This is a genomic window from Paenibacillus lentus (genome assembly GCF_042714055.1).
Classification (GTDB): Bacteria; Bacillota; Bacilli; order Paenibacillales; family Paenibacillaceae; genus Fontibacillus; species Fontibacillus lentus_A.
On the sequence record NZ_JBHGVC010000005.1, the window covers coordinates 583,062 to 606,164 of the forward strand.

General features: G+C 48.6%; 19 protein-coding genes. 15 read left to right on the forward strand and 4 right to left on the reverse strand.

The genetic code is table 11. The features are described 5' to 3' along the window. Positions 1 to 6 precede the first annotated feature (6 nt). The 3 genes from ACE3MQ_RS15145 to ACE3MQ_RS15155 all read right to left on the reverse strand — a co-directional run bounded on the left by ACE3MQ_RS15145 (position 7) and on the right by ACE3MQ_RS15155 (position 1,219). Positions 7 to 336, reverse strand: a complete 330-nt coding sequence (locus ACE3MQ_RS15145) for an ArsR/SmtB family transcription factor (RefSeq protein ID WP_055106628.1) — start codon at positions 334 to 336, stop codon at positions 7 to 9. A 330-nt stretch (positions 337 to 666) separates the two neighbouring features. Further along, complete coding sequence (locus ACE3MQ_RS15150) at positions 667 to 939, reverse strand: DUF2642 domain-containing protein (protein ID WP_379394100.1); 273 nt, start codon at positions 937 to 939, stop codon at positions 667 to 669. Positions 940 to 1,060: 121 nt separating this feature from the next. Further along, complete coding sequence (locus ACE3MQ_RS15155) at positions 1,061 to 1,219, reverse strand: hypothetical protein (protein ID WP_055106627.1); 159 nt, start codon at positions 1,217 to 1,219, stop codon at positions 1,061 to 1,063. 145 nt (positions 1,220 to 1,364) lie between these two features. Here ACE3MQ_RS15155 and ACE3MQ_RS15160 point away from each other — a divergent pair, with 145 nt between their 5' ends. The 9 genes from ACE3MQ_RS15160 to ACE3MQ_RS15200 all read left to right on the forward strand — a co-directional run bounded on the left by ACE3MQ_RS15160 (position 1,365) and on the right by ACE3MQ_RS15200 (position 14,786). Continuing rightward, entirely contained in the window at positions 1,365 to 1,781 is a 417-nt protein-coding gene (locus tag ACE3MQ_RS15160) for a MarR family winged helix-turn-helix transcriptional regulator (protein WP_379394000.1), read from the forward strand. Positions 1,782 to 1,831: 50 nt separating this feature from the next. Next, entirely contained in the window at positions 1,832 to 3,043 is a 1,212-nt protein-coding gene (locus tag ACE3MQ_RS15165; RefSeq protein ID WP_379394002.1) for an MFS transporter, read from the forward strand. 75 nt (positions 3,044 to 3,118) lie between these two features. After that, positions 3,119 to 3,997 carry a carbohydrate ABC transporter permease gene (locus ACE3MQ_RS15170; protein WP_379394004.1) on the forward strand — a complete coding sequence of 293 codons (879 nt, stop codon included), beginning with the start codon at positions 3,119 to 3,121 and terminating at the stop codon, positions 3,995 to 3,997. Further along, positions 3,997 to 4,833: a carbohydrate ABC transporter permease gene (locus ACE3MQ_RS15175; protein ID WP_379394006.1), complete on the forward strand. Its 837-nt coding sequence runs from the start codon at positions 3,997 to 3,999 to the stop codon at positions 4,831 to 4,833. Before ACE3MQ_RS15170 ends, ACE3MQ_RS15175 begins: the two co-directional genes overlap by 1 nt. A 43-nt stretch (positions 4,834 to 4,876) precedes the next feature. After that, positions 4,877 to 6,154, forward strand: coding sequence for an ABC transporter substrate-binding protein (locus ACE3MQ_RS15180; protein WP_379394008.1), 1,278 nt, complete (start codon positions 4,877 to 4,879; stop codon positions 6,152 to 6,154). Positions 6,155 to 6,327: 173 nt separating this feature from the next. Beyond that, positions 6,328 to 6,813: a hypothetical protein gene (locus ACE3MQ_RS15185; protein ID WP_379394010.1), complete on the forward strand. Its 486-nt coding sequence runs from the start codon at positions 6,328 to 6,330 to the stop codon at positions 6,811 to 6,813. Continuing rightward, positions 6,810 to 9,551 carry an RHS repeat domain-containing protein gene (locus tag ACE3MQ_RS15190; RefSeq protein WP_379394012.1) on the forward strand — a complete coding sequence of 914 codons (2,742 nt, stop codon included), beginning with the start codon at positions 6,810 to 6,812 and terminating at the stop codon, positions 9,549 to 9,551. Before ACE3MQ_RS15185 ends, ACE3MQ_RS15190 begins: the two co-directional genes overlap by 4 nt. 40 nt (positions 9,552 to 9,591) lie before the next feature. Further along, complete coding sequence (locus ACE3MQ_RS15195; RefSeq protein ID WP_379394014.1) at positions 9,592 to 14,436, forward strand: RHS repeat-associated core domain-containing protein; 4,845 nt, start codon at positions 9,592 to 9,594, stop codon at positions 14,434 to 14,436. Between the two features lie 17 nt (positions 14,437 to 14,453). Further along, on the forward strand, positions 14,454 to 14,786 hold the full coding sequence (locus ACE3MQ_RS15200; protein ID WP_379394016.1) for a hypothetical protein: 333 nt from the start codon (positions 14,454 to 14,456) through the stop codon (positions 14,784 to 14,786). 530 nt (positions 14,787 to 15,316) lie between these two features. On the opposite strand, the gene ACE3MQ_RS15205 is transcribed toward ACE3MQ_RS15200, so the two are convergent. Next, positions 15,317 to 16,411 (reverse strand): FAD:protein FMN transferase, encoded by a 1,095-nt coding sequence (locus ACE3MQ_RS15205; RefSeq protein ID WP_379394018.1) that lies wholly within the window; start codon positions 16,409 to 16,411, stop codon positions 15,317 to 15,319. A gap of 252 nt (positions 16,412 to 16,663) precedes the next feature. On the opposite strand from ACE3MQ_RS15205, the gene ACE3MQ_RS15210 reads away from it, so the two are divergent. The 6 genes from ACE3MQ_RS15210 to ACE3MQ_RS15235 all read left to right on the forward strand — a co-directional run bounded on the left by ACE3MQ_RS15210 (position 16,664) and on the right by ACE3MQ_RS15235 (position 22,497). Then, positions 16,664 to 17,059 carry a NusG domain II-containing protein gene (locus ACE3MQ_RS15210; RefSeq protein ID WP_379394020.1) on the forward strand — a complete coding sequence of 132 codons (396 nt, stop codon included), beginning with the start codon at positions 16,664 to 16,666 and terminating at the stop codon, positions 17,057 to 17,059. Next, a complete protein-coding gene (locus ACE3MQ_RS15215) occupies positions 17,043 to 17,621 on the forward strand; it encodes a Gx transporter family protein (RefSeq protein ID WP_379394024.1) in 579 nt (192 codons plus the stop codon). The genes ACE3MQ_RS15210 and ACE3MQ_RS15215 overlap by 17 nt, the downstream gene beginning before the upstream one ends. A 12-nt stretch (positions 17,622 to 17,633) precedes the next feature. Continuing rightward, the gene (locus ACE3MQ_RS15220; protein WP_379394026.1) at positions 17,634 to 18,449 is read left to right on the forward strand and encodes an ATP-binding cassette domain-containing protein; all 816 of its coding nucleotides are present in this window, start codon (positions 17,634 to 17,636) and stop codon (positions 18,447 to 18,449) included. A gap of 4 nt (positions 18,450 to 18,453) precedes the next feature. Beyond that, on the forward strand, positions 18,454 to 19,347 hold the full coding sequence (locus tag ACE3MQ_RS15225) for an energy-coupling factor transporter ATPase (protein ID WP_379394028.1): 894 nt from the start codon (positions 18,454 to 18,456) through the stop codon (positions 19,345 to 19,347). Continuing rightward, positions 19,344 to 20,147, forward strand: coding sequence for an energy-coupling factor transporter transmembrane component T family protein (locus ACE3MQ_RS15230; RefSeq protein WP_379394030.1), 804 nt, complete (start codon positions 19,344 to 19,346; stop codon positions 20,145 to 20,147). Before ACE3MQ_RS15225 ends, ACE3MQ_RS15230 begins: the two co-directional genes overlap by 4 nt. A 328-nt stretch (positions 20,148 to 20,475) precedes the next feature. After that, complete coding sequence (locus tag ACE3MQ_RS15235) at positions 20,476 to 22,497, forward strand: peptidase U32 family protein (RefSeq protein WP_379394032.1); 2,022 nt, start codon at positions 20,476 to 20,478, stop codon at positions 22,495 to 22,497. Positions 22,498 to 23,103 lie beyond the last annotated feature (606 nt).

Consider the following 23,103-nt stretch of genomic DNA (forward strand, 5'->3'; position numbering starts at 1 on the left):
ATGTCCTTAGGTTTGCTTGTTGATATCCTCCAGCAGCGAGATGGATTCTACCAGATGATTGTTGAATATTTGCCGGGCCACCCCGAGCAGATCGCTGATTAACGGATCCCGAAGCGAATAAATCACGGTGGTTCCTTCCTTAACGGTGTTGACCAGGTTCTTGGAACGAAGTACAGCAAGCTGCTGGGATACCGCCGAGCCTTCCGATTCCAGCATCGTTTGAAGCTCGTTCACGTTCCGTTCTCCTTGACTTAATATTTCCAGAATACGAATTCTCATCGGATGAGCGAGCGCCTTGAAAAAATCGGCTTTGAACTGCTGTATATTTCTGTCCATCACAAAATTATCTCCTTGGTTTCATATATTCATATATCTAAAGTTTTGAATATTTGAATTAAACTACATGATAGCACGACAAACGCGGTTTGTAAATGATATATGTACATAATAAGAGACGGCAGCCGCCAGCAGTACCGCGGATATGATAAGGATCGTATAGCAGAAAACCTAAAAATCAAAGAAAGCCGCAGATCGCAGCTTTCCTAAGTTTAGATTAGAATTCATAAGTTCTCAGCTAGCTATGCTGAACCATTCTGTGAATCGCAAGAAAAACTACCGCTGAATGCGGTCTGTCTACATAGAAAGTACGTCGATCAACGTTTTTTGCTATTTTGGCATGATCCACACAATTTCGCATATGCGTACGAAGAACTTTTTCCCCCGCGCATCCAGGACAACATGATCCGGTTTAACGTCGGCGATGCAGCCATCGATTCCTCCGCGGGTCGTTTCCAGCACCACATAGTTCCCCACATTGCCTTTTAATTCATCGACCACGCAGGGATCGACAAGTGATACCGGCAGCGGCTGAAGCATATGTCCCGGATGATGCGGCATGTAGTGGTGCTGCATTGGATAATAATGATTCAAGAAATTCACTCCCATTTCGATTGATAAGACATTCTATGCGAATGACTAGTTTGCTGTATGGGCATCCGCCTAGGGAGTAAATAATTAACCCGGGAAGCACGGCATCCCGGGCAATCTTTCGCAATATCAGCTACCGATGCTCAATGAGATCAATGGTGCCGAGCACGATATGTGCCAGGCCAAAGCCAAGAGCCCCGGTCGCGGCAAGCTTATACTTGCTTCCAAGCAGTGAGGCGGCTGAAGCGGATACTACAGCTCCAAGAACTGTAGGAATCAAACCTTCGCGCATAGGTTAACACTCCTTTGGATTCAATTGGAAAGACAACGTTATTCTGATTCTTGCAGACGTAAATTATGCATTTCGGTTGACAGTGAATAGTTGCTATATCTATAATTGTTATACAGATTAATTATCGTGTGGGGAGGCGTTATCGTTGCGAATCAAGGATTCCCTTGGCTATATCATTACGAATACAGGTCGAAAAATCACTCAGCATTTAACGCAGAAGTTCCATGCCCATGGCATAACTTCAGAGCAATGGTCTGTCCTGCAAACATTGACGGAGGAGGACGGGATTACACAAGCGGAGCTCTCTCGGCGCACGGAGAAGGATCCAACGAACGTTACCCGCATTTTGGATCAGCTGGAGAGAAAAGAGTTGATACGCAGAGGGGCCAATAAGGGGGATCGGAGATCTTTTCTGATTCATGTCACGGAAAGCGGACGAAGCTTGAGCCAAAAACTATTGCCTGTTGAAATTGAATTCACGCAATCTTATATAAGCGACTTGACCGAAGAGGAGCTTACGCTGCTCCGCCAGGCATTTCAGAAAATAAACGAACGATTATAACCGCCCTGCTGGAAACTTGCCCAAATACATCATAGAAAGCAGGAAAAGGATTGAAAGAATTATCATTATGGAACAGAAACTTCTTGCTGATTTGCTTCAGCAGTTTTTTTGTGTTTATGACGTTTTATATTTTGGCAGTAACGCTGCCTAGTTTTGTGTTGGATTCGCTGCACGGCAGCCAAAAGGGAATTGGCCTCGTGACGACGGTTTTCGTCATTGCAGCGGTTATCTTTCGGCCTTTGGCCGGCAAGTGGCTGAATGAGCTCGACAACCGAAAAATCATGAATACCTCGCTTATTCTGTTTGCGGTTTGCAGCGCTGGATATTTAATTGTGAGGGACTTTGCGCCGCTGCTTGTTTTGCGCGTCATTCACGGGGCTGCCTTCGGCATAGCGGCTACCACCACTTCGGCGATCGCCATCAAGCTGATTCCGGAGAAGCGTAAAGGGGAGGGGATCGGTTACTTTACGCTTTTTATGAGCTTAGCCATGGTCTTCGGGCCTTTTCTTGGTCTGATGGTTATCTCTCATTTCAATTTCTCCGTCTTATTTATGATGTGCCTTGTATTCTCGGTGCTCTCTCTCCTCTGCGGACTGCTGCTGCAACTCCCTCAGCAGCCCGAAGTGAAGAAGCCAAGCACCAGTTCATGGCATTGGAAAACCTTTATTGAACCGAGAGCCATTCCGATCTCGATCTCCGGCTTTATGCTGGCTTTTTCCTATGGCGCCATCTCCACTTTTATTTCGGTCTATGCCAAAAGCCTCGGCATGGAGCCGATGGCCAGCTACTTTTTTATCGTTTTCGCGGCGCTAATACTTATCTCGAGACCCTTTACAGGACGGTTGTTCGACCGCAAAGGAGAGCATGTCTTGGTGTATCCCGGCTTATTCTTCTTCGTCATCGGTATGATCTGGCTCAGTCAGGCGAATAGCCCCTTTGCCTTTCTTGCGGCTGGCGGGGTGATCGGGCTAGGCTATGGAGCCTTGCTCCCCAGCTTTCAGGCGATCGCTATTAAATCCTCTCCGATCCAGCGCAGCGGACTGGCGACCAGCACCTATTTCGTATTCTTTGATGCAGGCTATGGGGTAGGCTCTTACGTGCTAGGGGTTATAGCCGCCATGACCAGCTATGGAACGATGTACTTTATCGGTGCGATTATCGTCGCTTTTACAACGATTTTGTACTATGCGCTTCATCACCGCAGACAACGCACAAAGCGAACGACAGAGCCTGCCGCATCAGCTCCCAATCCAACGGAATAGCTTCCTCCTAGATTCAAATCTTTGGCTTAAAGGGTAAAAGAGGTCAATACCGTAAGCCAAGGGAGGGAGCGTTTGATGCGCAAAAGAGCGTCCCAATTGCTGCAGCAGATCATTTTCGTAGGCCCTTCTACGCTGTTTTTTATCTTGATTGTGGCTGCACCTTTTATGCTCGGCTTGTATTATTCGTTTACGAGCTGGAATGGCATTTCGCGGCATGCCGATCCCGTGGGGATCAACAATTATATCCATATTTTTACCAGAGATCTTGATTTTCTGAACTCGTTCACGTTTACCGTGAAATTTACACTGCTTAGCGTCGTACTTACGAATCTGGTTGCATTCATCCTCGCTTATTTGCTGACCAAGCCGTTCCGAACACGGAACGTGATGCGTACCGTCTTCTTCATGCCCCATGTGATCGGCGGGCTGCTGCTCGGCTTTATATGGCAGTTTATTTTTGTTAGAGGCTTCAACTCAATCGGTGAAATGACGGGGCTCAGCTTCTTCCAGCTGCCGTGGCTGGGTACGGAATCCACCTCGTTTTGGGCGATCGTCATTGTATTTGTCTGGCAGAACGCCGGGTATCTGATGGTCATTTACATTTCCGCGATGAATAACGTGCCGAAGAATCTCATGGAGGCAGCTCAGGTGGATGGCGCTGGCAAGCAGCAGGTGCTCGGTAAAATCGTCGTGCCGCTAATTATGCCTGCAGTGACGGTCTGCTTATTCTTGGCAATATCCTGGTCCTTCAAGCTGTTTGATCTTAACCTGTCTCTAACGAAGGGCGGGCCGTTCAAATCGACGGAATCTGTCGCGCTGAACATTTACAATGAAGCTTTTAACATCAGCCGGTTCGGCATGGGCTCCGCGAAAGCGATCCTGTTCTTTCTCATTGTGGCGGTCATTTCATTGCTTCAGGTATGGGCCACGAAGAGCAAGGAGGTGGAGATGTAATGGACACGGCAAGACGGTATAACGGAAAAATGGTGCTGGTCGAGCTGCTGATCATCCTCGGCGGTCTGCTGTTCCTCGTTCCGTTCTATTTCCTCCTGATCAACTCGCTCAAGAGCTTCGGAGAGATTCTGACCGATGCGGCAGGCTGGCCGTCCGCGTTCCAATGGGAGAATTACGCCGGAGCGTGGGAGAAGACGTCTTTTCCCAAAGCATTCGGGAATTCGCTGCTAATTACGGTACTCAGCAATCTGCTGCTTGTGCTGATGTGTTCCATGGCCGCTTACCGGATGGCTCGCAAGCCGACCTGGTTCAACCGCATCCTGTTTATGACGTATGTGGCGGCGATGATCATTCCGTTCCAGGCGATCATGATTCCGCTCGTCAAAGTGACGAGCATACTCGGCATCATGAACTCGCGAACCGGGCTCATTCTTTGCTACCTCGGGTTCGGCGCGCCGCTTACAGTATTTCTGCTCCACGGCTTCGTGAAGTCGGTTCCGCTGGATATCGAGGAAGCCGGCCGGGTGGATGGCTGCTCGTCTTATGGCATCTTCTTCCGGATCGTCCTGCCGCTGATGCAGCCGATTGCGGTGACCGTAGTCATCCTCAATACGCTGTGGATCTGGAACGACTATCTGATGCCGTCGCTGATCCTGCAGAAGCCGGAGCTGTTTACGATACCGATCGAAACCTTTGCTTTTTTCGGGCAGTTCACGAAGCAGTGGGATCTGGCCTTGCCTGCTCTGGTGCTGGGCATTACCCCTATCGTGATTTTCTTCCTGTGCATGCAGAAATACGTGATCGAGGGGATTGCGCAGGGCTCAGTCAAAGGATGATGGCAGATATGATCATGATCGAGAGACGGGAGGTCGAGCAGGTATGAGAGCAGGAAGGAATATGGGCAGATTGGCTGTGCTTCTGCTGCTGACGGTATGGCTTGCAGCAGGCTGCGGTGGCCAGCAGGAAGCCGAAATTCAAGATGGACGCAAGGTGCTGCATATTTTCCAGTTCAAAGTGGAGATCGCCGAGGCGCTGGAAGGGCTGCAGAAGGAATTCGAGAAGGAGCACCCGGACATTAAGCTGGAAATTCAGACGGTGGGGGGCGGCAGCGATTACGGAGCTACGCTGAGGTCGAAATTCGCCTCTGGGGAAGAACCCGATATTTTCAATATCGGCGGATACCGCGAGATGGAAATGTGGGAGGAATACCTGGAGGATTTGTCTGACCAGCCCTGGGTCAAGGATGTCAAGGAGCTGGCCAAAGAGCCGATGACCAAGGACGGCAAATTGTACGGGCAGCCGATGAACCTGGAAGGCTACGGCTTTATATATAACAAGGAGCTGTTCCGGCAGGCCGGGATTACCGAGCGCCCGGTGACGCTCAGCGGACTGCGGGAGGCGGCGCAGAAGCTGGAAGCCGCGGGCATCATCCCGTTCTCCAACGGTTATCAGGAATCGTTCGTGCTCGGCAACCATAATATCAATGCCGCTTTTGCCTATCAGAAAGACCCTGCGGCATTTATCCAGCAGTTAAACGAAGGGACGGCAAAGTTCGCGGACGATCCGATCGTGCGGCAGTGGACGGATTTGCTGGAACTAACGCTGGAATACAGCAATCCAAATCCCCTTACCACGGATTACAATACTCAGGTGACGCTGTTAGCCAGCGGCAAGGCCGCAATGATGCAGCAGGGCAACTGGACGCAGGGGCAGCTCGACGGGATCGATCCGGATCTCGATCTGGGCATACTGCCTATGCCGATCGACGACACGGTAGAGGATAATGACGTACTGTTCGTCGGGGTGCCGAACAACTGGGTCATCAACAAGAATTCCCCCGTCAAAGAGGAAGCGAAGATCTTCCTCAACTGGCTGGTCTCCTCCGACACGGGCAAGAGGTACATTACCGAGGAGTTTCAATTCATCCCGGCTTTCGATACGATTCAAGGGAAAGAGGAGGATCTCGGCGCGCTCGGCATCGAGGTGCTGAAATACACCGATGCAGGCCAAGCGCTAACCTGGAATTGGTTCCGGTTCCCGAATGGCATGTCAGGCGAATTCGCCAGCAGCATCCAGGCCTACATCGGCGGCAAAATCACGAAGTCCGAGATGTACGAGCAGTTCCAGCAAAACTGGGACAATTTGAGCGTGGAATAGAGGGGAATTGGATTAGAGTTATAGATATAAGCTACTATCAACGATTTATGTTGGGGTAGCTTTTTTTGTTGTTATAGAACCAAATAAGGTGCTTTATTCCTATAAAGGAAAAGTTGGGAATTAGCCGATAACAAATATAGATATTATTAAATATGGGAAAAGGAGGAAGAGGGTTGAGCCTTAGAAAATTAATTCTTTTTTGCTTAACTGTTCTGCTGCTTTTAGGAAGCTTGGGGCCATTCTCAACATTTGCCGAAGGAGGAGCACTGCCTATAGAAGTAATTGACCAAGAACAAGAGGATGATAAATCCGTCTCTCTGGATGAAAGAGTTACAGATTACGAGACGATAGAGATTGACGATGGAACGCTGATACCAGAGGATTTAACGGTGACGGACAGCACCTATATGTTTATGCCCGCTGCTACGAAAATAAGCTTAGTCATTTATCCGGGGGAGAGCGTACAGTTTACGAACGATACTTCCACTACCACGAGTTTGAGTACGGACGCCAAGTCAACTAATAATATTCGTTTTGACTATGTCTCTTATAATTCGGATGGGAAAGTATTGTCCGATGACCTGGCATATACGGGAAATCCACTTGTTTACTCTAAGGGGGGGATACCGTTATTTCTGCAGACTACGGTTACCCAGTGACGGTAAGTTTTAACGACGTGTTAACTTACTCTTACTTGCCAACCCCAGCTCTTTTGAAAAAGACATTGTATCGCGGCGAGAGCTATTTATTTTCTAATGAAGCACTCGCTTCTAGAAGCATCATAAGCGATGCAGCATCCTCTAACGGGATGCGCTATGATTATGCCGTTTATAAAAGCGACGGCACTTTGGAGAAATCAAGTTTAGATTCATCTTCCAAGCCTTCTTTTAGCGTAGGAGATACGATTGTCCTTACAGGAGCATCCGATATACCGGTTACCGTTGCTGTTCCATACGAAGGTTTCTATGGTTATGAAACGGATGAGCCGGCATATGATAGTCTCGTATTATATCCCGGAGAAAGTCATGAATTTACCAATGTTGGGACGAAGTCAGACCGTCCGGAGCATGCAGGAACTTCCAAAGATAAATTTGATTACGTCGTTTACTCGCCGGACGGTTCAGAGGTTTCCAGGGGAACGAATACGACCTCATTGCCGTTAGTGGCGGTAGGAAGACGTGTAGCCCTTACTTTGGTTACCGAGAACCCGGTTCGTGTCGGAGCCCCATACCGCTCCTTTATGGGAGGAAATCGTACTGATGATGCACTCAGCAGGGTCACTGCGGCACCCGGGACATCTTATATTTTCACGAATCACGGTACGCTTCGGAATAGCGTTAAGAATGATGCTAGAGCAGTAAAAGGCCGGTACGATTACGCCGTTTATGACGCAAATGGAAAGTATGTTTCGCAAGGGTTTAATTCTCTTGCTACACCGATCTTATCCCCTGGCTCAATCGTCATATTTACGGTTCGGGACAGCACTCCAATTACCTTTGAGTATGCGGATGATTTCTCGGCAGAGCTTAGCGATGAACCATCACATTTCAGGGCGACTTTATCCAAGGGAGAGAGCTTCGAGTTTATAAACATCAGCTCAACTGCTAGATATTTGTATACTACTGCTTCTTCCAAAAGCCGCTTCGATTGGGCGGAATACTATCCGGATGGCACGCAGCAAGGAAAAAGAGCAAATACGTATACCAATCCGCAAGTATCTAGAGGAAATCACATTGTTGTGACTGCGGTGTCAGATATACCGGTTACCTTTGGAGCTATATATCGTTTGTTCGATTGGAAGGACAAGCAAGGCGAGGCAATCTCCAGGCAAATCGTGCATGATGGGGAATCATACCTGTTTACGAATATCGGCTCCAAGCTCAGGGCGATCACCAGCGATACGGCTCAAAGCGGAGGGAAATATGACGTTGCTATATACAACAATGATGGAAGCGTGGATCGGGGAGGCTTTGATGAAAAAGGGAGTGTATCCATACCTGCCGGAGGTTATGCGATCGTAACGGGACAATCTGTAAGCCCGGTAACATTCTCCTACACCGATTCTTTCCTTATCGAACGATCAACATATCCGGCGATGTTAAGGGCTGCGGTCATGCCAGGTAATTCCTATACGTATGTAAATATTAGCGGTAAATCGGAATATTTGTACAGCGACGCAACCCCGGCAAGGGAATTCGCTTATGTACTACGGCGTCCTGATGGAACGATTCGAGGAGAGAATCCGAGCCGTATTACTCCCGTTTCAGTACCAGCGGTACATTCTATTACAGTTACACCATTAACTGAGATTATAAACTTTGGCGGGGTCTACACTTCCTTTACGGGAACGCCTGGTGAAAACCCTACGATTAACCAAGTTACACTATCTAAAGATGAAAGCTATTTATTCGTAAATTTACAATCATCATCTCAAACCTTAACGAGTAACGCTTCTAAAGATTCATTATCTATGTTTGATTATGCTATTTATGCTGCAAATGGAGAGCCGCTAAAAGCTGAATTTGATCAGCAAGGTAATCTGTCCGTTCCTGGCGGGGCGGAAGTGGTTATAACGGTGTCAACAGATCGGCCAGTCACAATTACCTACGGGCAAGCTTTTCAGGCTATGCCTAGTCTAGAGCAGGCGTTACTGAAAAGTACATTGCCCACAAATCAGAGTGTGGGGTATAAGAATAAAGGCAGCTTTCCCACGAAATTGACTACAAATGCAAGTACATCAGGCAATCGTTATTTTGATTATACCATTCTGGATTCAAACGGCTCGGTGATCAAGCAAGGAGAGAAGGCGACCGTTTCCTACCCAATCCCTGCTGGCGGAACTATTCAAGTGAAAACGACATCAGGCAATCCGGTCACTTTTGCGGCTCCTTACCGAACATTTGAAATCGTCGACGTACAGGAGTATATCTTTGAAGATCTCTTGCATCGTCAGGTTGTCTACGTGTATAAAGCAGCCGGACAAAATGGCTACTACCGCTTTGTAGCACCAGAAACGGGGCGTTACCGCTTTGCCACAAAGGAGCTGCTGGAATTCTCTCAACAGCCTGAACTGACTTTATATGATCAGCCGGAGCTGGTAACTCCTGAATTACCAATTGAGAACAGCGAGCAGGAATTCGGGATTGATTACACCGTATGGGAGTTCGACCTAGAGGGCGGAAAGTCCTATTACGTGAAACTAGCCGAGAAAAATTCGCACCCACTCGAATTGCAAATTATGGTGGCCTTAATGGAGATAAGACCGGGGGCGTCTTTTCAATATAGGCCGGATGGACGGCTGACTCAAATCATTTATCCTTCAGGAGATATCCTTATTTACGAATATGACTCTAAGGGAAATTTGAAGCGAAGAACGAAGAAAGTATATCCGTTTTGAGGTTCGGAGGCTTTTTTAACAGAATAATTGAGGTGAAATCATGAAGAGAATTCTTTATTTCGTTCTATGTTTGACCTTGGTCAGCGCCAGCCTGCTGGAAAATGTCGTATATGGAGCATCGGAACAAAATAATAAAGGCACGCCTGCCGTTGCATCAGCTGAAGGAAATGTACTTACGGTACCCGGAATTCTTCGGCAATTTGAAGTCAGTGAGGATTGGCTGGATGAGCAGTTGTCTAAAGGTTATACGTTGTACCAAATCTACACGGCGTTGCAAGGGGGAAAAGAGGGGTATGAGACGGCTGTTTCCCGTTTCAATGTATCGCGAGCTATAGAAGAAGCAGATCTCCTTGTGCTGGAAGCAGAGAGTAGCCCTAGCGAATCTTACTCTGCACTAGCAGATGACTTCTCTGCGACTGTCCAGTCCCTTGAGTATGATCGAGCGGCAGTAAAGCACTATTCCTTGCAGGATGATTCCTCTTTATATGAAATAGGCTATGGAACGGATTCAATTGCTACGGCTACCGGGGAGATGAAGCTCCGTTATATGGATTTCTCGCTGCCGGGGGCCCTCTCGTTTCCGCTGATCCGTGTGTATGACAGCGCTAGGGCTAATGACGAAATCGGCGTTAAGCTCGAGAATGATTCCTATATCAATGAGTCCCGCATCCGTAGGGAAGAGCTCGACACGGCTATTGGCAGAGGGTGGAGATGGGAGATCCCGTATATTGATACCTACGGCGGCTCGCGGATTTTGGATTTCCCTGGTACAGGTCGTTACAAACTGTCTGACGATTTGCAGTTGGAAGGCTATTTATGGAACGATCTAAAATTGACAACTGATCGCACGCAAACAGTCGGAAATTCGACAAGCGAAATAAAGCTGTCCGTGCGCAATGGAAATCAATATTTTTTCAATTCTTCAGGGCATTTGATCCTGACGGCTGATAATTACGGGAATAAAGTATATTTTCACTATGCTGTACAGGGCGAAGGTACGGTTTTGTCACGAATCGTCAATAGCGACGGCAATGAATTGGTCTTCTCCTATTCGGGAGACCAAGTAACAGTAACTCAATCCGGTACAAATCGAAAGATGGAATACTTCCAGAAGGAGGAGTATAGCCAGAAGATTCTAAGCGAGGTAAAGGATGCGGTTGGGCGCAGCACGAAATACTTTTATTTTTACCCGGAATCCCGGTTTAATTTCTTATCTTCATTGAACAATCAAGAGGCACTCCAACCGGTTAAATCATCTGCGCTGCTGCTCCGTATCGTTCGTCCCGGTTCAGGGGTGACTGATTTTGATTACCTGCCAGCGCGGAAGCAGATCGGAGATTATGCAACAGACTTTGTATTTAAAGTTAGAACACGTCAGGACTCTTACTCCACTACGGCAGGCGATGAAGTTCTTCAGCCGGTAACATTCAGTTATTCGGGTGAGGATTTGAATAGTTATGGGGATTCAGCAACCTGGACAACGACGATGGAAGCTTCACGCTCCAAGGATACGCTAGTCTTTAGTAAGGTCTTTCAATCGAGCAACAAGCCGGATATCCATTTCTTAGACGAGCAGCGCAGCGAGGATGGGAGCACGCAGTACAAGCAGCAATTCACTTACGACGAATCGAAGGGCTGGAACGCTCCTATTCAGATCGCAGCAAGTTATGCGCAGGGAGGGAGTACATCAGAGCCTTTTTCCGTTAACTATCAATACAATGATGAGGGACTGGTGACGGCAGAAAATTGGAGTACGGGACAGGAAAAAAGCTATGAATATACTGCATCTGTCGCGCCGTTCTACTGGGCTTTGCCAAATAAAATCAGCACGAAGATCAGCAGTAATCAGTCAAGGCTGGAGCAATATCAATACAATGACCAGGGGAGTCTTCTGCAATCGAGCGTCAGAGAGAACAGTGCCAGCGGTAAACTGTTGGCCCAAACGGAATTGGTTTATGATCCTTACGGAAACATAACCTCATCGAATGTAAAAGATGATAAAAGAACAAACACGGTGAACTACACATACCAATCCCCTTACGGTAAGCATTTGCCTACAAAGCGATCGATGGTCGTTCATTCCGTAGATGGATTTCCTACCGAGGTTAACCAACAATATGAATATACTTCAGCAGGTGAATTAAAATCGGCAGAAGATGAGTCGGGTGCGTTGACCTCATTTACTTATGATGCACTTGGCCGCCTGATCCAAACGCTTTACAGTGATCAGACCACGAAGACGGTGAGATATGAGGATGAGCTGAACACTGTCACGACTACGGGCACGGAAGGCATTGTCAACGTCGAAAGGTTTAGCCCGCTCGGGCTGTTAGTCCAGGAGAAGGTGGACGACGCTCTTTTCCAATACGTTTATGACCAAGAAGGGAATATGAAAGAGTCTGTAGACGCCGAACGGAATAAAACCAGTTATGTCTATGATGGCTTCAATCGCCTTACGGGCACTATATTTGCAGACGGTTCTCAGGATAGAATCGAGTACGATTTGGTTGGCCGCATGACGATTTATACTGACCCTGCTGGCGTGAAGCATCGGGAGAAGACGGATCTGCTCGGAAATGTATTGACGTTCGAGGAATCGAGAAACGGGGTATATGTTCCTTTGGAGCAGACAGTCTATGATTTGGAAGGTAATCCGGTGATCGTCACGGACGGAAATGGCGGACAGAGCCGATTTGAATATGATGCACTTGGTCGAATGGTTTCCGTTACCGATCCTGAGCAGCGCTCAACACGTTATACGTACAGCTTGGCAGGTTATCTTACCAAAATTCAATATCCGGATAATACTTATATAGAGAAGGAATATAACCAAGCTGGCAATCTGATTCGGCAAATTAATGAGGAACGGCTGGTTAAGGCTTTCTTTTACGATTCAAGAGGAAATCTGATCAAATCGCTGGATCACGCGAGTCAATTTACGGAGTACGAGTATAATAGCGATAACCTGCTTACCTTGATCAAAGCGCCTGGCCAGCAGATAAAATATAGTTACGATGCGATGGGACGCCGTACCGGAATGACCGACGCTACAGGGAATACGACGTATAGCTATGATCCACAAAGCGGGCTGCTAACGAGGATCGCCTATCCTGACGGTACGCAAATCGAATATTCCTATAACAAGCAGATGCGTACGGGATACACGCTGAAGGATGCTTCCGGTAAAACGACAGGCGCCCAGTATACATTGGATACCATGAACCGGGTTAGCGCTCTGGATGTAGTCCATGATGCAGCAAGCAATGGAAGAATGTCGGCTTTCGCTTCCGGGTCACCAGTGGATCGGATAACCTTCGACTACCAGACGAACGGGCTGCTGCAGATCCAGTCTTCCAGTAATGGACTAAGTACCTCATACTCGTATGAAGGCTATGACTTGACGGCAATGACTCTCGCGCCTGGAGCGGCGGGAAGTACGCTGAGAAGCGGCTCAGCAGCTCTTATGAGTGAAAATGCAGAAGTACAGCGTGCTGCTGGCCTGCAGTTCACTTATCAATACGACGACAATAAGAACATTATTTCTCGCAGCCAGGACGGAGCCGCCGATACCTACGCTTACGATTCGTTGAATCGAATTCAAGAGGAGAATGGACAAGACATCAGCAAGAAGTACGTCTACGATGAGCGCGGCAATCGCCTCGAGGTAGAGGGCCAGCAGGTTAGGGGCATGACGAATGCCGAATTCACCTTCGATAGCCTCAACCGTCTAACAAAGGTAACGGGTGAAGATGGTACAGAAGTCAGCTACAGCTATAACGGAGACGGCTTGCTATACGAGCGGGCTGAGGGAGCAGAGCGTAACCGCTATTACTATGACGAACAAGCGAAGCTAATTGCAGAAGCAGACGTGGGCAATGGGACACCGAGCTTGACCTATACCTACATCTACGATTTAGCCGGACGGCTATGGTCCCGGGTGGATCAAGCAACCGGAGAAGTCCAGTATTATCAATTTAATGGTCATGGCGATGTAGTAGGCCTGGTCGATAGCGCGGGGAACCAGCTGAACAGCTATACTTACGATATTTGGGGCAACCCGGAGCATGAGGAAGAGACCGTTCCGAATATCTTCCGCTACTCTGGCGAGTACTGGGACGCAACGACGGATTTGCAGTATCTCCGAGCCCGCTGGTATGATCCGAACGCGGGAAGATTCGTATCAAAGGATAGCTATGAAGGGGACATTACTAACCCGCTGAGCCAGAACTTGTATACGTATGTGCATAATAATCCTTTGATTTATACGGATCCTAGTGGGCATGCGATAGGTAAAGCTAATGCCGAAGTGTTCCTAGAAATTGCAGGTGCCGAAGGTCCGAATTCTGATGCCTGGTGGGTAATAAGAGACATTTTAGGTACAGAGGCTCAAAAAGATTCTAGAAATTTGTTGGATAAAAATAATAATTTCAAATATTTATTCAATTTAGCGACGGGTAACCATTATATTAAAAGTGAAAATACACCAGAAAAAGCAGATTGGGCTAAAAATGAATTATTAAATATGTTCGAGCGTAATGAAAAAACAGAAGAAACCATGAAAGCTCTTGTTATTGGAAGCATAGGTGGCCCAACAAACAAGGTTACAAAGGGGTGGATAAAACGTTCAGCTTATACTGAAATTGGTAATACACTTGGTAGAAAGGCGCAACAAAAATTTGCAAATGCAATGAAAAAAGGCATTGTGGGTGCGAAAGGTGCGAATGGAATAAAAATATTAAATGGTCAGGGGATAAAAATTGGAAATAAAAATTACAAATATGAGATTAAGGTAAAAGGAGATTTTGGCGCATATCGTGCTTTAGGAAACTATGATAAATCCACAGGACATATACTATTTGAAGTATTTGAAAAAACACATAAATAAACATCTGGAGGTACTTTATGGGGAGTCTTATTGAAATTACATCTATGAAGCTATGGATTGATAAAATGCAAGTCGTAAGGAGAGCAATTGAGGGTTTTTGGGAAAATATTAAATTGTATAGTGAGGAGGATCCCGAAGAATTTGAAAAGAATTTCCCAAATTATGATCCAGCGTTTCTAGAAGTCGAAGTTCAATCAGTATCAATTACATTTGATAATTTTCCAGAATTTAATTACAATCATGTTCATGTTGTCATCCCCATAAGATACAAGGGTAAGAACATTGGCATGTATAAGATCTTGTTTACTTTTGATGGTCATATAGAAGATGATTTTTTTATAATTGATTAGTAATAAATCTTATTATTAATTATAATATCTGAACTACTTACAAGCGATATCAGAAACTAGTAGAAAAATTACACATGCAAACGCCCGTTACCACGGCTAAAGTGGAAACGGGCGTTTGTGCTTTATATAATTACTGTTCTTCTGTACACGGGAAGAACAACTTTTGTTCCTGCTCAGACTACAACCACAATCATTTTCTAAAACAACAAAAGCCCTACCTCTCTTTTGTCCTTGCGGCTCCGATGACCGCGCCAGTGTGAATCAGAAATACATTAAATCCTTACTTTGGGTCATTCAAAGGAATTTTCATTTACCTGGTCAGGTATAGGAGGGCTATAATCTTGTGAGGAACTACACATTAAAGCTGTATTTTGCAACTCAATTTTTAATTATACTACAGTATTAAAATGAAAACAAGTATTCCATCAAAATAAAACCCGCTTCAGTATCACCGAAGCGGGAGGGAAATGCGGGCCTATTGCTGTTCCAAGGCAATTCTCCGGCATCAAGCAATGAAGCGAGCCTCGCGTCTAGTTGGCGAATGTATAGCTATCGTTCGTCTTGTTCAGCAAGTCCTTGAATCCGGATGTAGCGTATAGCTTCTTCTCCTTGGAAATAAACAATGCCTCCGTGTCCGGCGTATTCTCAATAAACTTCAATCCGTCTTCGATACCAAGCACGAACAATGTTGTTGAGAGGGCATCGGCATCGGTGGAATGCTTCGTCACGATCGTTACGCTGCTGATGCCGTTGTCTACCGGATAACCGGTTTCGGGATCAAGAATATGCTGATACAGCTTGCCGTCCTCGATGAAGAAGCGTTCATATATACCCGAGGTCACGATAGTTTTATCTTCGACCTGGATCGTGCCGATCGGGTTCCCTCGATCCTTGTCCGGATCCTGGATGCCGATGTTCCACATCTTGCCGCCCGGCTTACTGCCCATGGCATAAATGTTGCCGCCTAGATCGATGATGGCGCTGCTGAAGTCTTGTGCCTCCAAATACGCGTAAATGGCATCTGCGGCATAGCCTTTACCGATAGAGCCGAGGTCGATCGCCATGCCTTCTTTTTGCAAATAAATTTCCTGGGAGTCCTCATTCAGTTCAATCAGGCGATAGTCGCTCAGCGCCTTTGCAGCGGTAATGAGATCACCATCAGGCACTTTGGCGCCTTCATGACCGATATTCCATAGCGTCACCAAGTTACCGATGGCCGGGTTGAACTTTCCGTCCGTCCGCTTTGCATAGTCGAGCGCTTTACTGACAAGCTCGAACGTTTCGGGGGACACCTTTACGGGTGATTTGCCGGATTGGCTATTTACCTGGTAAATTTCACTGCTCTCCAGTGTCCGGCTGATCTTGCTGTCGATGTCCTTCAGCAGGGCTTCGATTTCATTGAAATTGTCCCTTGTCGCGCGATCATCGTATATTTTCACGTTGACGACAGTATCGAAAATAAAAAATGTTTCAGCCATCGGCTTCACGGTTTCATGCCCATTTGCCGCTTTTTCGTTCGAGGAGACGGAGCCTGAGGAAGGGGCCGCATTCGTGCCGCATCCAGCCAATAAAGATGCTGAGAGTAGGAAGGTTAATCCAATGGTGATTAGTCTGCTATGCTTCATTTGCGCCGCCTCATTTCATTTGCTTCTAAATTGATCCATTCAAATTTATTGTATCAAGAAGTGCAAAAGGTTAAAAGTAATATTTTTCACAAAGTAATGATTATTCCATTAAATTCCTTACAAAGTGAGGGTTTTGTGACAACCGGAAAAATGAGAGAAATCGCACAGGTTAGTCATTGAAGGATTGGAAAACAGGGGTTATAATGAGTTCGTCTAGAATTTATATAATTAAAAAATAAGGGAGTTTTCTCTATGAAACGTGGAGATGTCCTGCTGATCGGCTTGATCGTCGTTGTTGCTCTGGCATTTCTCATTCCAAGGTGGTTTTTTGAAGATTTAAGTGAAAAAAATCACAATGACAATCCGCTTGTCGCCAATATTAAAGTAGATGGAAAACTGGTTCGATCCGTGGAGCTCACGGAGGAGGAACAAATCATTGAGATCGAAACTGAGGATGGCCTTAACATTTTGAAGGTACATGATTATGGTATAGAGATGATTGAGGCGGACTGTCCCGATCAATTATGTCTGACCTTCGGGTTTGTCCAGCGTAACGGAGGGACGATTGTCTGTCTCCCGCACAAAATGATCGTGGAAATTGAAGGAAATCCCGGGGAAGGAGATGATATCGATGCCATCGTTAAATAAGGAAACCACACAGAGGTCACTGGGCAGCGAATCTTCCAGCCTCGTGTTGAAAAGAACGGTGATCGTCGCCATTTTCGCGGCGGTTGCGGTTGTGCTAAGCCTGATTGAATCGCATATTCCGATTAATATGGGGGTTCCGGGCGCGAAGCTGGGGCTCGCGAATATTATGGTGCTGACCTGTCTTTATTTCCTGCAGGCGAGGGACGCCCTGATGATGGTACTGCTGAAGACGCTGCTTACAGCCTTTATCTTCGGTACATTCTCCAGCTTCTTGTTCAGTATTATGGGCGCGCTGTTCAGTTTTGCGGCGATGTGGTTCCTGCTCCTGGTAGGACGCAAGAGACTGAGCATGATCGGCATAAGTATCGTTGGGGGGATTGCCCATAACATTGGGCAGCTTACCGCAGCATCGCTGTATTTCCTGACAACGAAAATATTCTATTACCTGCCAATGCTTCTCATTACAGGCGTGCTGACGGGGATTGCGGTCGGGATTGCGGTTCGTTACTTGATTCCCGCGCTTTCCAGGCTGTCTTTGTTTGAATCGTTTCTGACAGATTAAGGGGGTGAGGAGATGGCTGCAGCGGAATTTGCTTATGAATTGAAGCAGGTTTCCTTCGCATATGTGCCGGATGCTCCGGTTCTGGATGAGGTAACGCTTCGTATTTCTTCCGGAAGCTGGGTCTCGGTCGTGGGCCCTAACGGCTGCGGCAAGTCGACGCTCGCCAAGCTGCTCGGTGGATTGCTGGCCGTAAATAACGGCACAATCAGTGTGGAGGGCCGGGAGCTGACACGGGAATCGGTCTGGGAGATCCGTCCCCGCATCGGCATGGTGTTCCAGAACCCGGATAACCAATTTATCGGAGCTACGGTGGAAGAGGATATTGCCTTTGGGCTTGAAGGACGGTGTCTCTCCCGCGAGGAAATGAGGGGCCGGGTGGAGCGTTATGCCGAGAAGCTGGAAATCAGACATCTGCTATCCAAGCATCCGGCGGAGCTGTCCGGGGGACAAAAGCAGCGGGTAGCCATCGCCTCGATTCTGGCAATGGAGCCCGGCATCGTTATTTTCGATGAAGCTTCCTCCATGCTGGATGAGAAGGCCCGCGGAGAGCTGCTGCAAATATGGCAGGACATGCGGAAGAGCGGGGATTATACGCTCATATCGATTACGCATGACGCGGAAGAGATTATGGCCTCGGACCGGGCAATTGTACTCCGGGGCGGGGCCATCGCTGCCGATCGTACTCCTGCGGAGCTGTTTGCAGATGAAGAGCTGCTGCAGGAGTGCCGTTTGATCGCGCCTTACCGGGTGAGGCTGCTGCAGGAATTAAGGAAACGGGGGATGGATGGAGAGAGCATTCTCCATGGCGGGCATTTAAGGAGGCGGTGATATTATGGCTATTACATTCGAGGAAGTCAGCTACGCTTACGATGAGCGCAGCTTATGGCGAAGCGGGGCGCTGGAGGGCGTCAATATCGATATTCGGCCTGGAACATTCACGGGGATTGCTGGAACGACGGGCTCTGGAAAATCGACGCTGCTGCAGCACTTCAATGGTATCCTGAAGCCGACTGAAGGACGCGTGCGGATTCTGGATGTAGTGGTGAATGCGCAGGAGAAAGCGCCCAAAATGCGCGAGCTGCGCAGGCGCGTAGGGCTGGTCTTTCAATTTCCCGAGCAGCAGTTGTTCGAGGACACGGTGGAGAAGGATATTTGCTTTGGCCCGCTCAACTTTGGAATGACTCTTTCGGAAGCGCGGGAACGGGCGAAATGGGCGCTCTCCCTGCTTGGGCTGGATGAATCGATTCTTCAAAGGAATCCATTCCACCTAAGCGGCGGTCAGATGCGCAAAGTGGCTATCGCTTCTGTTCTGGCTATGGATCCGGAGGTAATCGCCTTGGATGAGCCGACGGCGACCCTCGATCCACAGAGCCGAGCCGAGCTTGCCGCGCTGCTATCCAAGCTCCATCTGGAGCAGGGCAAAACGGTGATCGTCGTGACGCATCGGATGGAAGAGCTGCTGCCGTACGTAGATGGCTGGATCGTGATGAAGGGCGGCCGAACGCTGTTCCAGGGCACGACTGATGCGCTCGTCCGGGAAGCTGCCTGCCTTGAGGAGGAAGGATTAGCCCTTCCAGAATGCATTACGTTGTGGAACAAGCTGGCTGCCGACTATGGACTGGAGGCGGAGAAGCCATGCTTGACGCCGGAGTCTTTGGTGGAGCGTCTTGCGGAGGTGCTCTCGGCGGAAGGCAGACCAAGAGACAGAGAGGGGAGATTGGCATGAGGGGAAAGCTGCTGATCGGCCGCAGCATCGATACCGGCTCCTGGGTACACGGCGTCGACCCTCGGGCGAAGCTGACGGCCATGCTGTTGTATCTCATTGCGATCGTCGCTGTCGGCTCGTGGCCTGCGCTTGGCGCTGCTGCTGTTTTTTCGCTGGCTTATATGATGGCGACGCGGATTCCGCTCAAATATTATGCGAAGGCGGCGAAGCCGCTTTGGGTGCTGATGGTGTTTATCTTCGCCGTACAGTGCTTCACCGTGACCGAGGGGACAGCGCTTTGGCAGCTCGGCTCCTGGACGCTGTATTCCGGCGGGGTCAGCCTCGGACTCATCTCGGCCTCGCGGATGGCACTGCTTGTTTCTTTTACCGCGATTCTCACCTTTACAACGACGCCCGGGTTGCTGAACCAAGGGATGGCTGGCGTATTGAAGCCGCTTGAGGCCATTGGAGTATCCGCCCAGCGCTTGACTCTGATGATCAGCATTGCTCTGCGGTTCATCCCGACGATTCTCGATGAGTCGCAGAAGATCGTGAAAGCGCAGGCTGCAAGAGGCGCTGATTTGCGAGAGCTGCCGTGGAAGGAAAAGGGGAGAATGCTCGTGTCGCTTCTCGTTCCGGTGACAGTCGGTGCTTTCCGCCGGGCGGAGGAGCTGGTGTTGTCGATGGAATCGAGAGGCTATCAAATCGGAGCGCTGCGTTCGGAGTATCATTTGCTCGTATGGAAGAGCCGCGACACTTGGTTTGTTTTGTCGTTTGCTCTTTTGGTCTTCGCCGTGCTCATGTACAGAATCTTGATATAAAGCATAGAAGATGGAGCTTTGATGGATGAACCCGCGGTAACTGAGGGCTCTTGGATGCACAGGCATTAATATAGTTACGGTATAAACGTATAGATGGTAGACGCTATAGACGGAATAGATGGTATGGGCGAAAGAGACGCTATAGATGCTATAGATACGCTGCGAACATGGATATGGGTGTAATGCATTATATAAGCAGGATGAACTAAAGAGAGTCTAAGGAGGTTGGCAGGGAATTTCGTGAAATCATTCACAAAAATTGGCCAGCTTTCATAAATATAGACGGCTAGTTACAACTTAGATGCAGGTAGGGAAGGAGAGAAATGCTGTGGCACGTTATTTTAATGGAAAAGAAGTCGAGCTGCTTGCACCGGCAGGAACGTTTGAAATTTTCAAGGAAGTGATTCACGCCAATTGCGACGCTGTTTATTTCGGAGGGCCAAGCCTCAATATGCGCATGATGCGTAAAGGCTACAATTTCAGTCGGCCGGAGATGATCGAGGCCATCAAGCTGGCTCATGGTTTGGATAAAAAAGTGTACGTTACAGTGAACAACCTGCTTAACGAAGGGGAAATCGAAGAGGCGCGGAACTATTTGCGTTTTCTGGAGCAGGCGGGGCCGGACGCCATCATCGTTCAGGACTTTGCCATTCTCGCTCTCATTCAGGAAATGGCTTTGAAGCTTCCCGTGCATTCCTCGGTCATGATGAATGTGCACAACCGCGAGATGATCGAGGCGCTGGGCAAGATGGGAGTCACCCGGGTCGTGACTTCCAGGGAAATGGATCTGATGACGACGCGCTATTTGCGTGAAACGACGGGGATGGAGCTGGAATATTTCATTCATGGCGATATGTGCTCCGTGCATGGGGCGAATTGCTATTTCAGCTCCCTTGTTTTCGGAATGAGCAGCAACCGCGGCAAATGTCTTAAGCCGTGCCGCTGGGACTATCGGGTGAAGAAGGACGGCTACGTGTACCCTTCCGAATATCCGCTTGCCGTGAAGGATATGTTCATGTACGAGCACATTCCCGAGCTGATCCATGGCGGCGTGACGTCTTTTAAAATCGAAGGGCGCATGCGCGATACAGAATTTGTGCTAATGCTTGTCAATGCCTATGGAAATGCGATTGATCGCTACATAGACGATCCGGTCGGCTTTGAACGGGGCCGCGATACCAAGCTGCTGTACGACAATCGCAAGCGGGACTTATCTACAGGCTACGCCTTTGGCCGTCCAGGGCTGTCTTATATAAATAAACGCTATGAGGGAACAGGTAAATTTTATAGTACGGGCAAGGTATTCAGTACACCGACGGAAGAGCGGAAGCTGGGGGACAAACGGCTGAGCGAGGTCGCAGCCCGTCTCGCCGAGGCTTCGGCCGTACGCATCAGAGCAGGGCGTCCTGCAGACAAGCAAATGGAACTCTCCGTGCATGTAAACAGTGTGGCGCAGGCGCAGGCAGCGCTTGAGGGCGGAGCGGATCATATTTACTTGTCAGGCGATGTGTTCGAGCCGGATCGGCCGTTCACGAAGCAGGATATCGCCCAACTGGCAGCGATCAAAGGCAAGGCCAAGCTGTATTTGGGCTTGCCGCGAATGATGACGGAGCTGCATTTTGAGATGTATGACGGGCTGCTGTCCGGAGAACGCCTGCCGATCGATGGGATTCTTGTGACAAACCTTGGTGCTATCCACAAATTCGCTTCTAAGGGATATCCGCTCGTGGGCGATATCAATTTGAATATTTTCAATCATCTGTCTGCGGAAATGTATTCGAGGCTTGGAGTTGAACGGTTTACGGCTTCCCTCGAGCTGCCGCTTCATGACTTCGCCAAGCTGCTGGAGAACGCGGCGGTTCCACTGGAAGCGGTCGTGCACGGCTCGCCGGCTCTTATGTACATGGAGCATGATCTGTATGAGAACGCCGAGGTGTTTGAACCGATCGCGGAAGAGAACAATCAGTACGTGGACAACCAAGTTCTGGTGCTGATGACCGACAAGGGCGAGAATCCGGTCTACCGCGATGTCTACGGCCGCTGTCATCTGACGCTCGCCAAGGAGCTATGCTTGCTGCCGGTCATCCAAGAGCTTCAGGAGGCGGGACTGTCCATTTGCCGGATCGAAGGCTCGACTTATCGGCCGGAGCAGTTAAAGTCAATCGTTAGCGTCTATAAGACGGCGATAAAGAAGCCTGAAACTGCCGCAGAGCTTTTCGCTGGATTGACCCCGGTTTATGCGGGTTATACCCTGGGGGCGCTGCAATTCGATGGTGGAGCGGCGAGCCAAGCTGACGCTGCGGAAGAAGCTTGCGAAGGGAACCGAGAGCAAGAACGAGTGCAAGTGTAGGATCAATAGCAGGGATAAGTGCAAAGGCAAGGCCAGGTACAAGCGTAAGGACAAGTGCAAGGGCAAGCGCAAGGGCAAGGATAAGTGCAAGGGCAAGGGCAAGAACAAGTGCAAGGACAAGTGCTAGGACAAGGACAAGGGCAAGCGCAAGTGCAAGTGCAAGGGCAAGGATAAGTGCAAGGGCAAGGGCAAGAACAAGTGCAAGTGCAAGCGCAAGTGCAAGCGCAAGGGCAAGTGCAAGTGCAAGTGCAAGTGCAAGGACAAGGACAAGGACAAGGGCAGTGCAAGGACAAGTGCAAGGACAAGGGCAAGCGCAAGCGCAAGTGCAAGTGCAAGTGCAAGTGCAAGTGCAAGTGCAAGGGCAAGGGCAAGGACAAGCACAAGGGCAAGTGCTGTGACAAGAACAGGATCATAACGGACGAGAGCAGGGCAGGGTCACGACGGGTAAGGGCAGATGGAGGAGTAGATCATAGTGAGAATGGTAGGAAGAATGAAAGGCGAATAGAGGGCGGACAAAGGCTTTCTAGCCCAGACGCATTTAAATAACTGTATTTTATACAGCTATTTATGAGATTTCTACGATTTAGGAGGAATTAACTGGATTTC

Coding starts and splice junctions, on each gene's coding strand:
- ACE3MQ_RS15175 (WP_379394006.1), top strand. CDS start 3,997: ATGGACACGGCAAGACGGTATAACGGAAAAATGGTGCTGGTCGAGCTG.
- ACE3MQ_RS15195 (WP_379394014.1), top strand. CDS start 9,592: ATGAAGAGAATTCTTTATTTCGTTCTATGTTTGACCTTGGTCAGCGCC.
- ACE3MQ_RS15200 (WP_379394016.1), top strand. CDS start 14,454: ATGGGGAGTCTTATTGAAATTACATCTATGAAGCTATGGATTGATAAA.
- ACE3MQ_RS15225 (WP_379394028.1), top strand. CDS start 18,454: ATGGCTATTACATTCGAGGAAGTCAGCTACGCTTACGATGAGCGCAGC.
- ACE3MQ_RS15230 (WP_379394030.1), top strand. CDS start 19,344: ATGAGGGGAAAGCTGCTGATCGGCCGCAGCATCGATACCGGCTCCTGG.
- ACE3MQ_RS15215 (WP_379394024.1), top strand. CDS start 17,043: ATGCCATCGTTAAATAAGGAAACCACACAGAGGTCACTGGGCAGCGAA.
- ACE3MQ_RS15210 (WP_379394020.1), top strand. CDS start 16,664: ATGAAACGTGGAGATGTCCTGCTGATCGGCTTGATCGTCGTTGTTGCT.
- ACE3MQ_RS15220 (WP_379394026.1), top strand. CDS start 17,634: ATGGCTGCAGCGGAATTTGCTTATGAATTGAAGCAGGTTTCCTTCGCA.
- ACE3MQ_RS15205 (WP_379394018.1), bottom strand. CDS start 16,411: ATGAAGCATAGCAGACTAATCACCATTGGATTAACCTTCCTACTCTCA.
- ACE3MQ_RS15180 (WP_379394008.1), top strand. CDS start 4,877: ATGAGAGCAGGAAGGAATATGGGCAGATTGGCTGTGCTTCTGCTGCTG.
- ACE3MQ_RS15155 (WP_055106627.1), bottom strand. CDS start 1,219: ATGCGCGAAGGTTTGATTCCTACAGTTCTTGGAGCTGTAGTATCCGCT.
- ACE3MQ_RS15170 (WP_379394004.1), top strand. CDS start 3,119: ATGCGCAAAAGAGCGTCCCAATTGCTGCAGCAGATCATTTTCGTAGGC.
- ACE3MQ_RS15145 (WP_055106628.1), bottom strand. CDS start 336: ATGGACAGAAATATACAGCAGTTCAAAGCCGATTTTTTCAAGGCGCTC.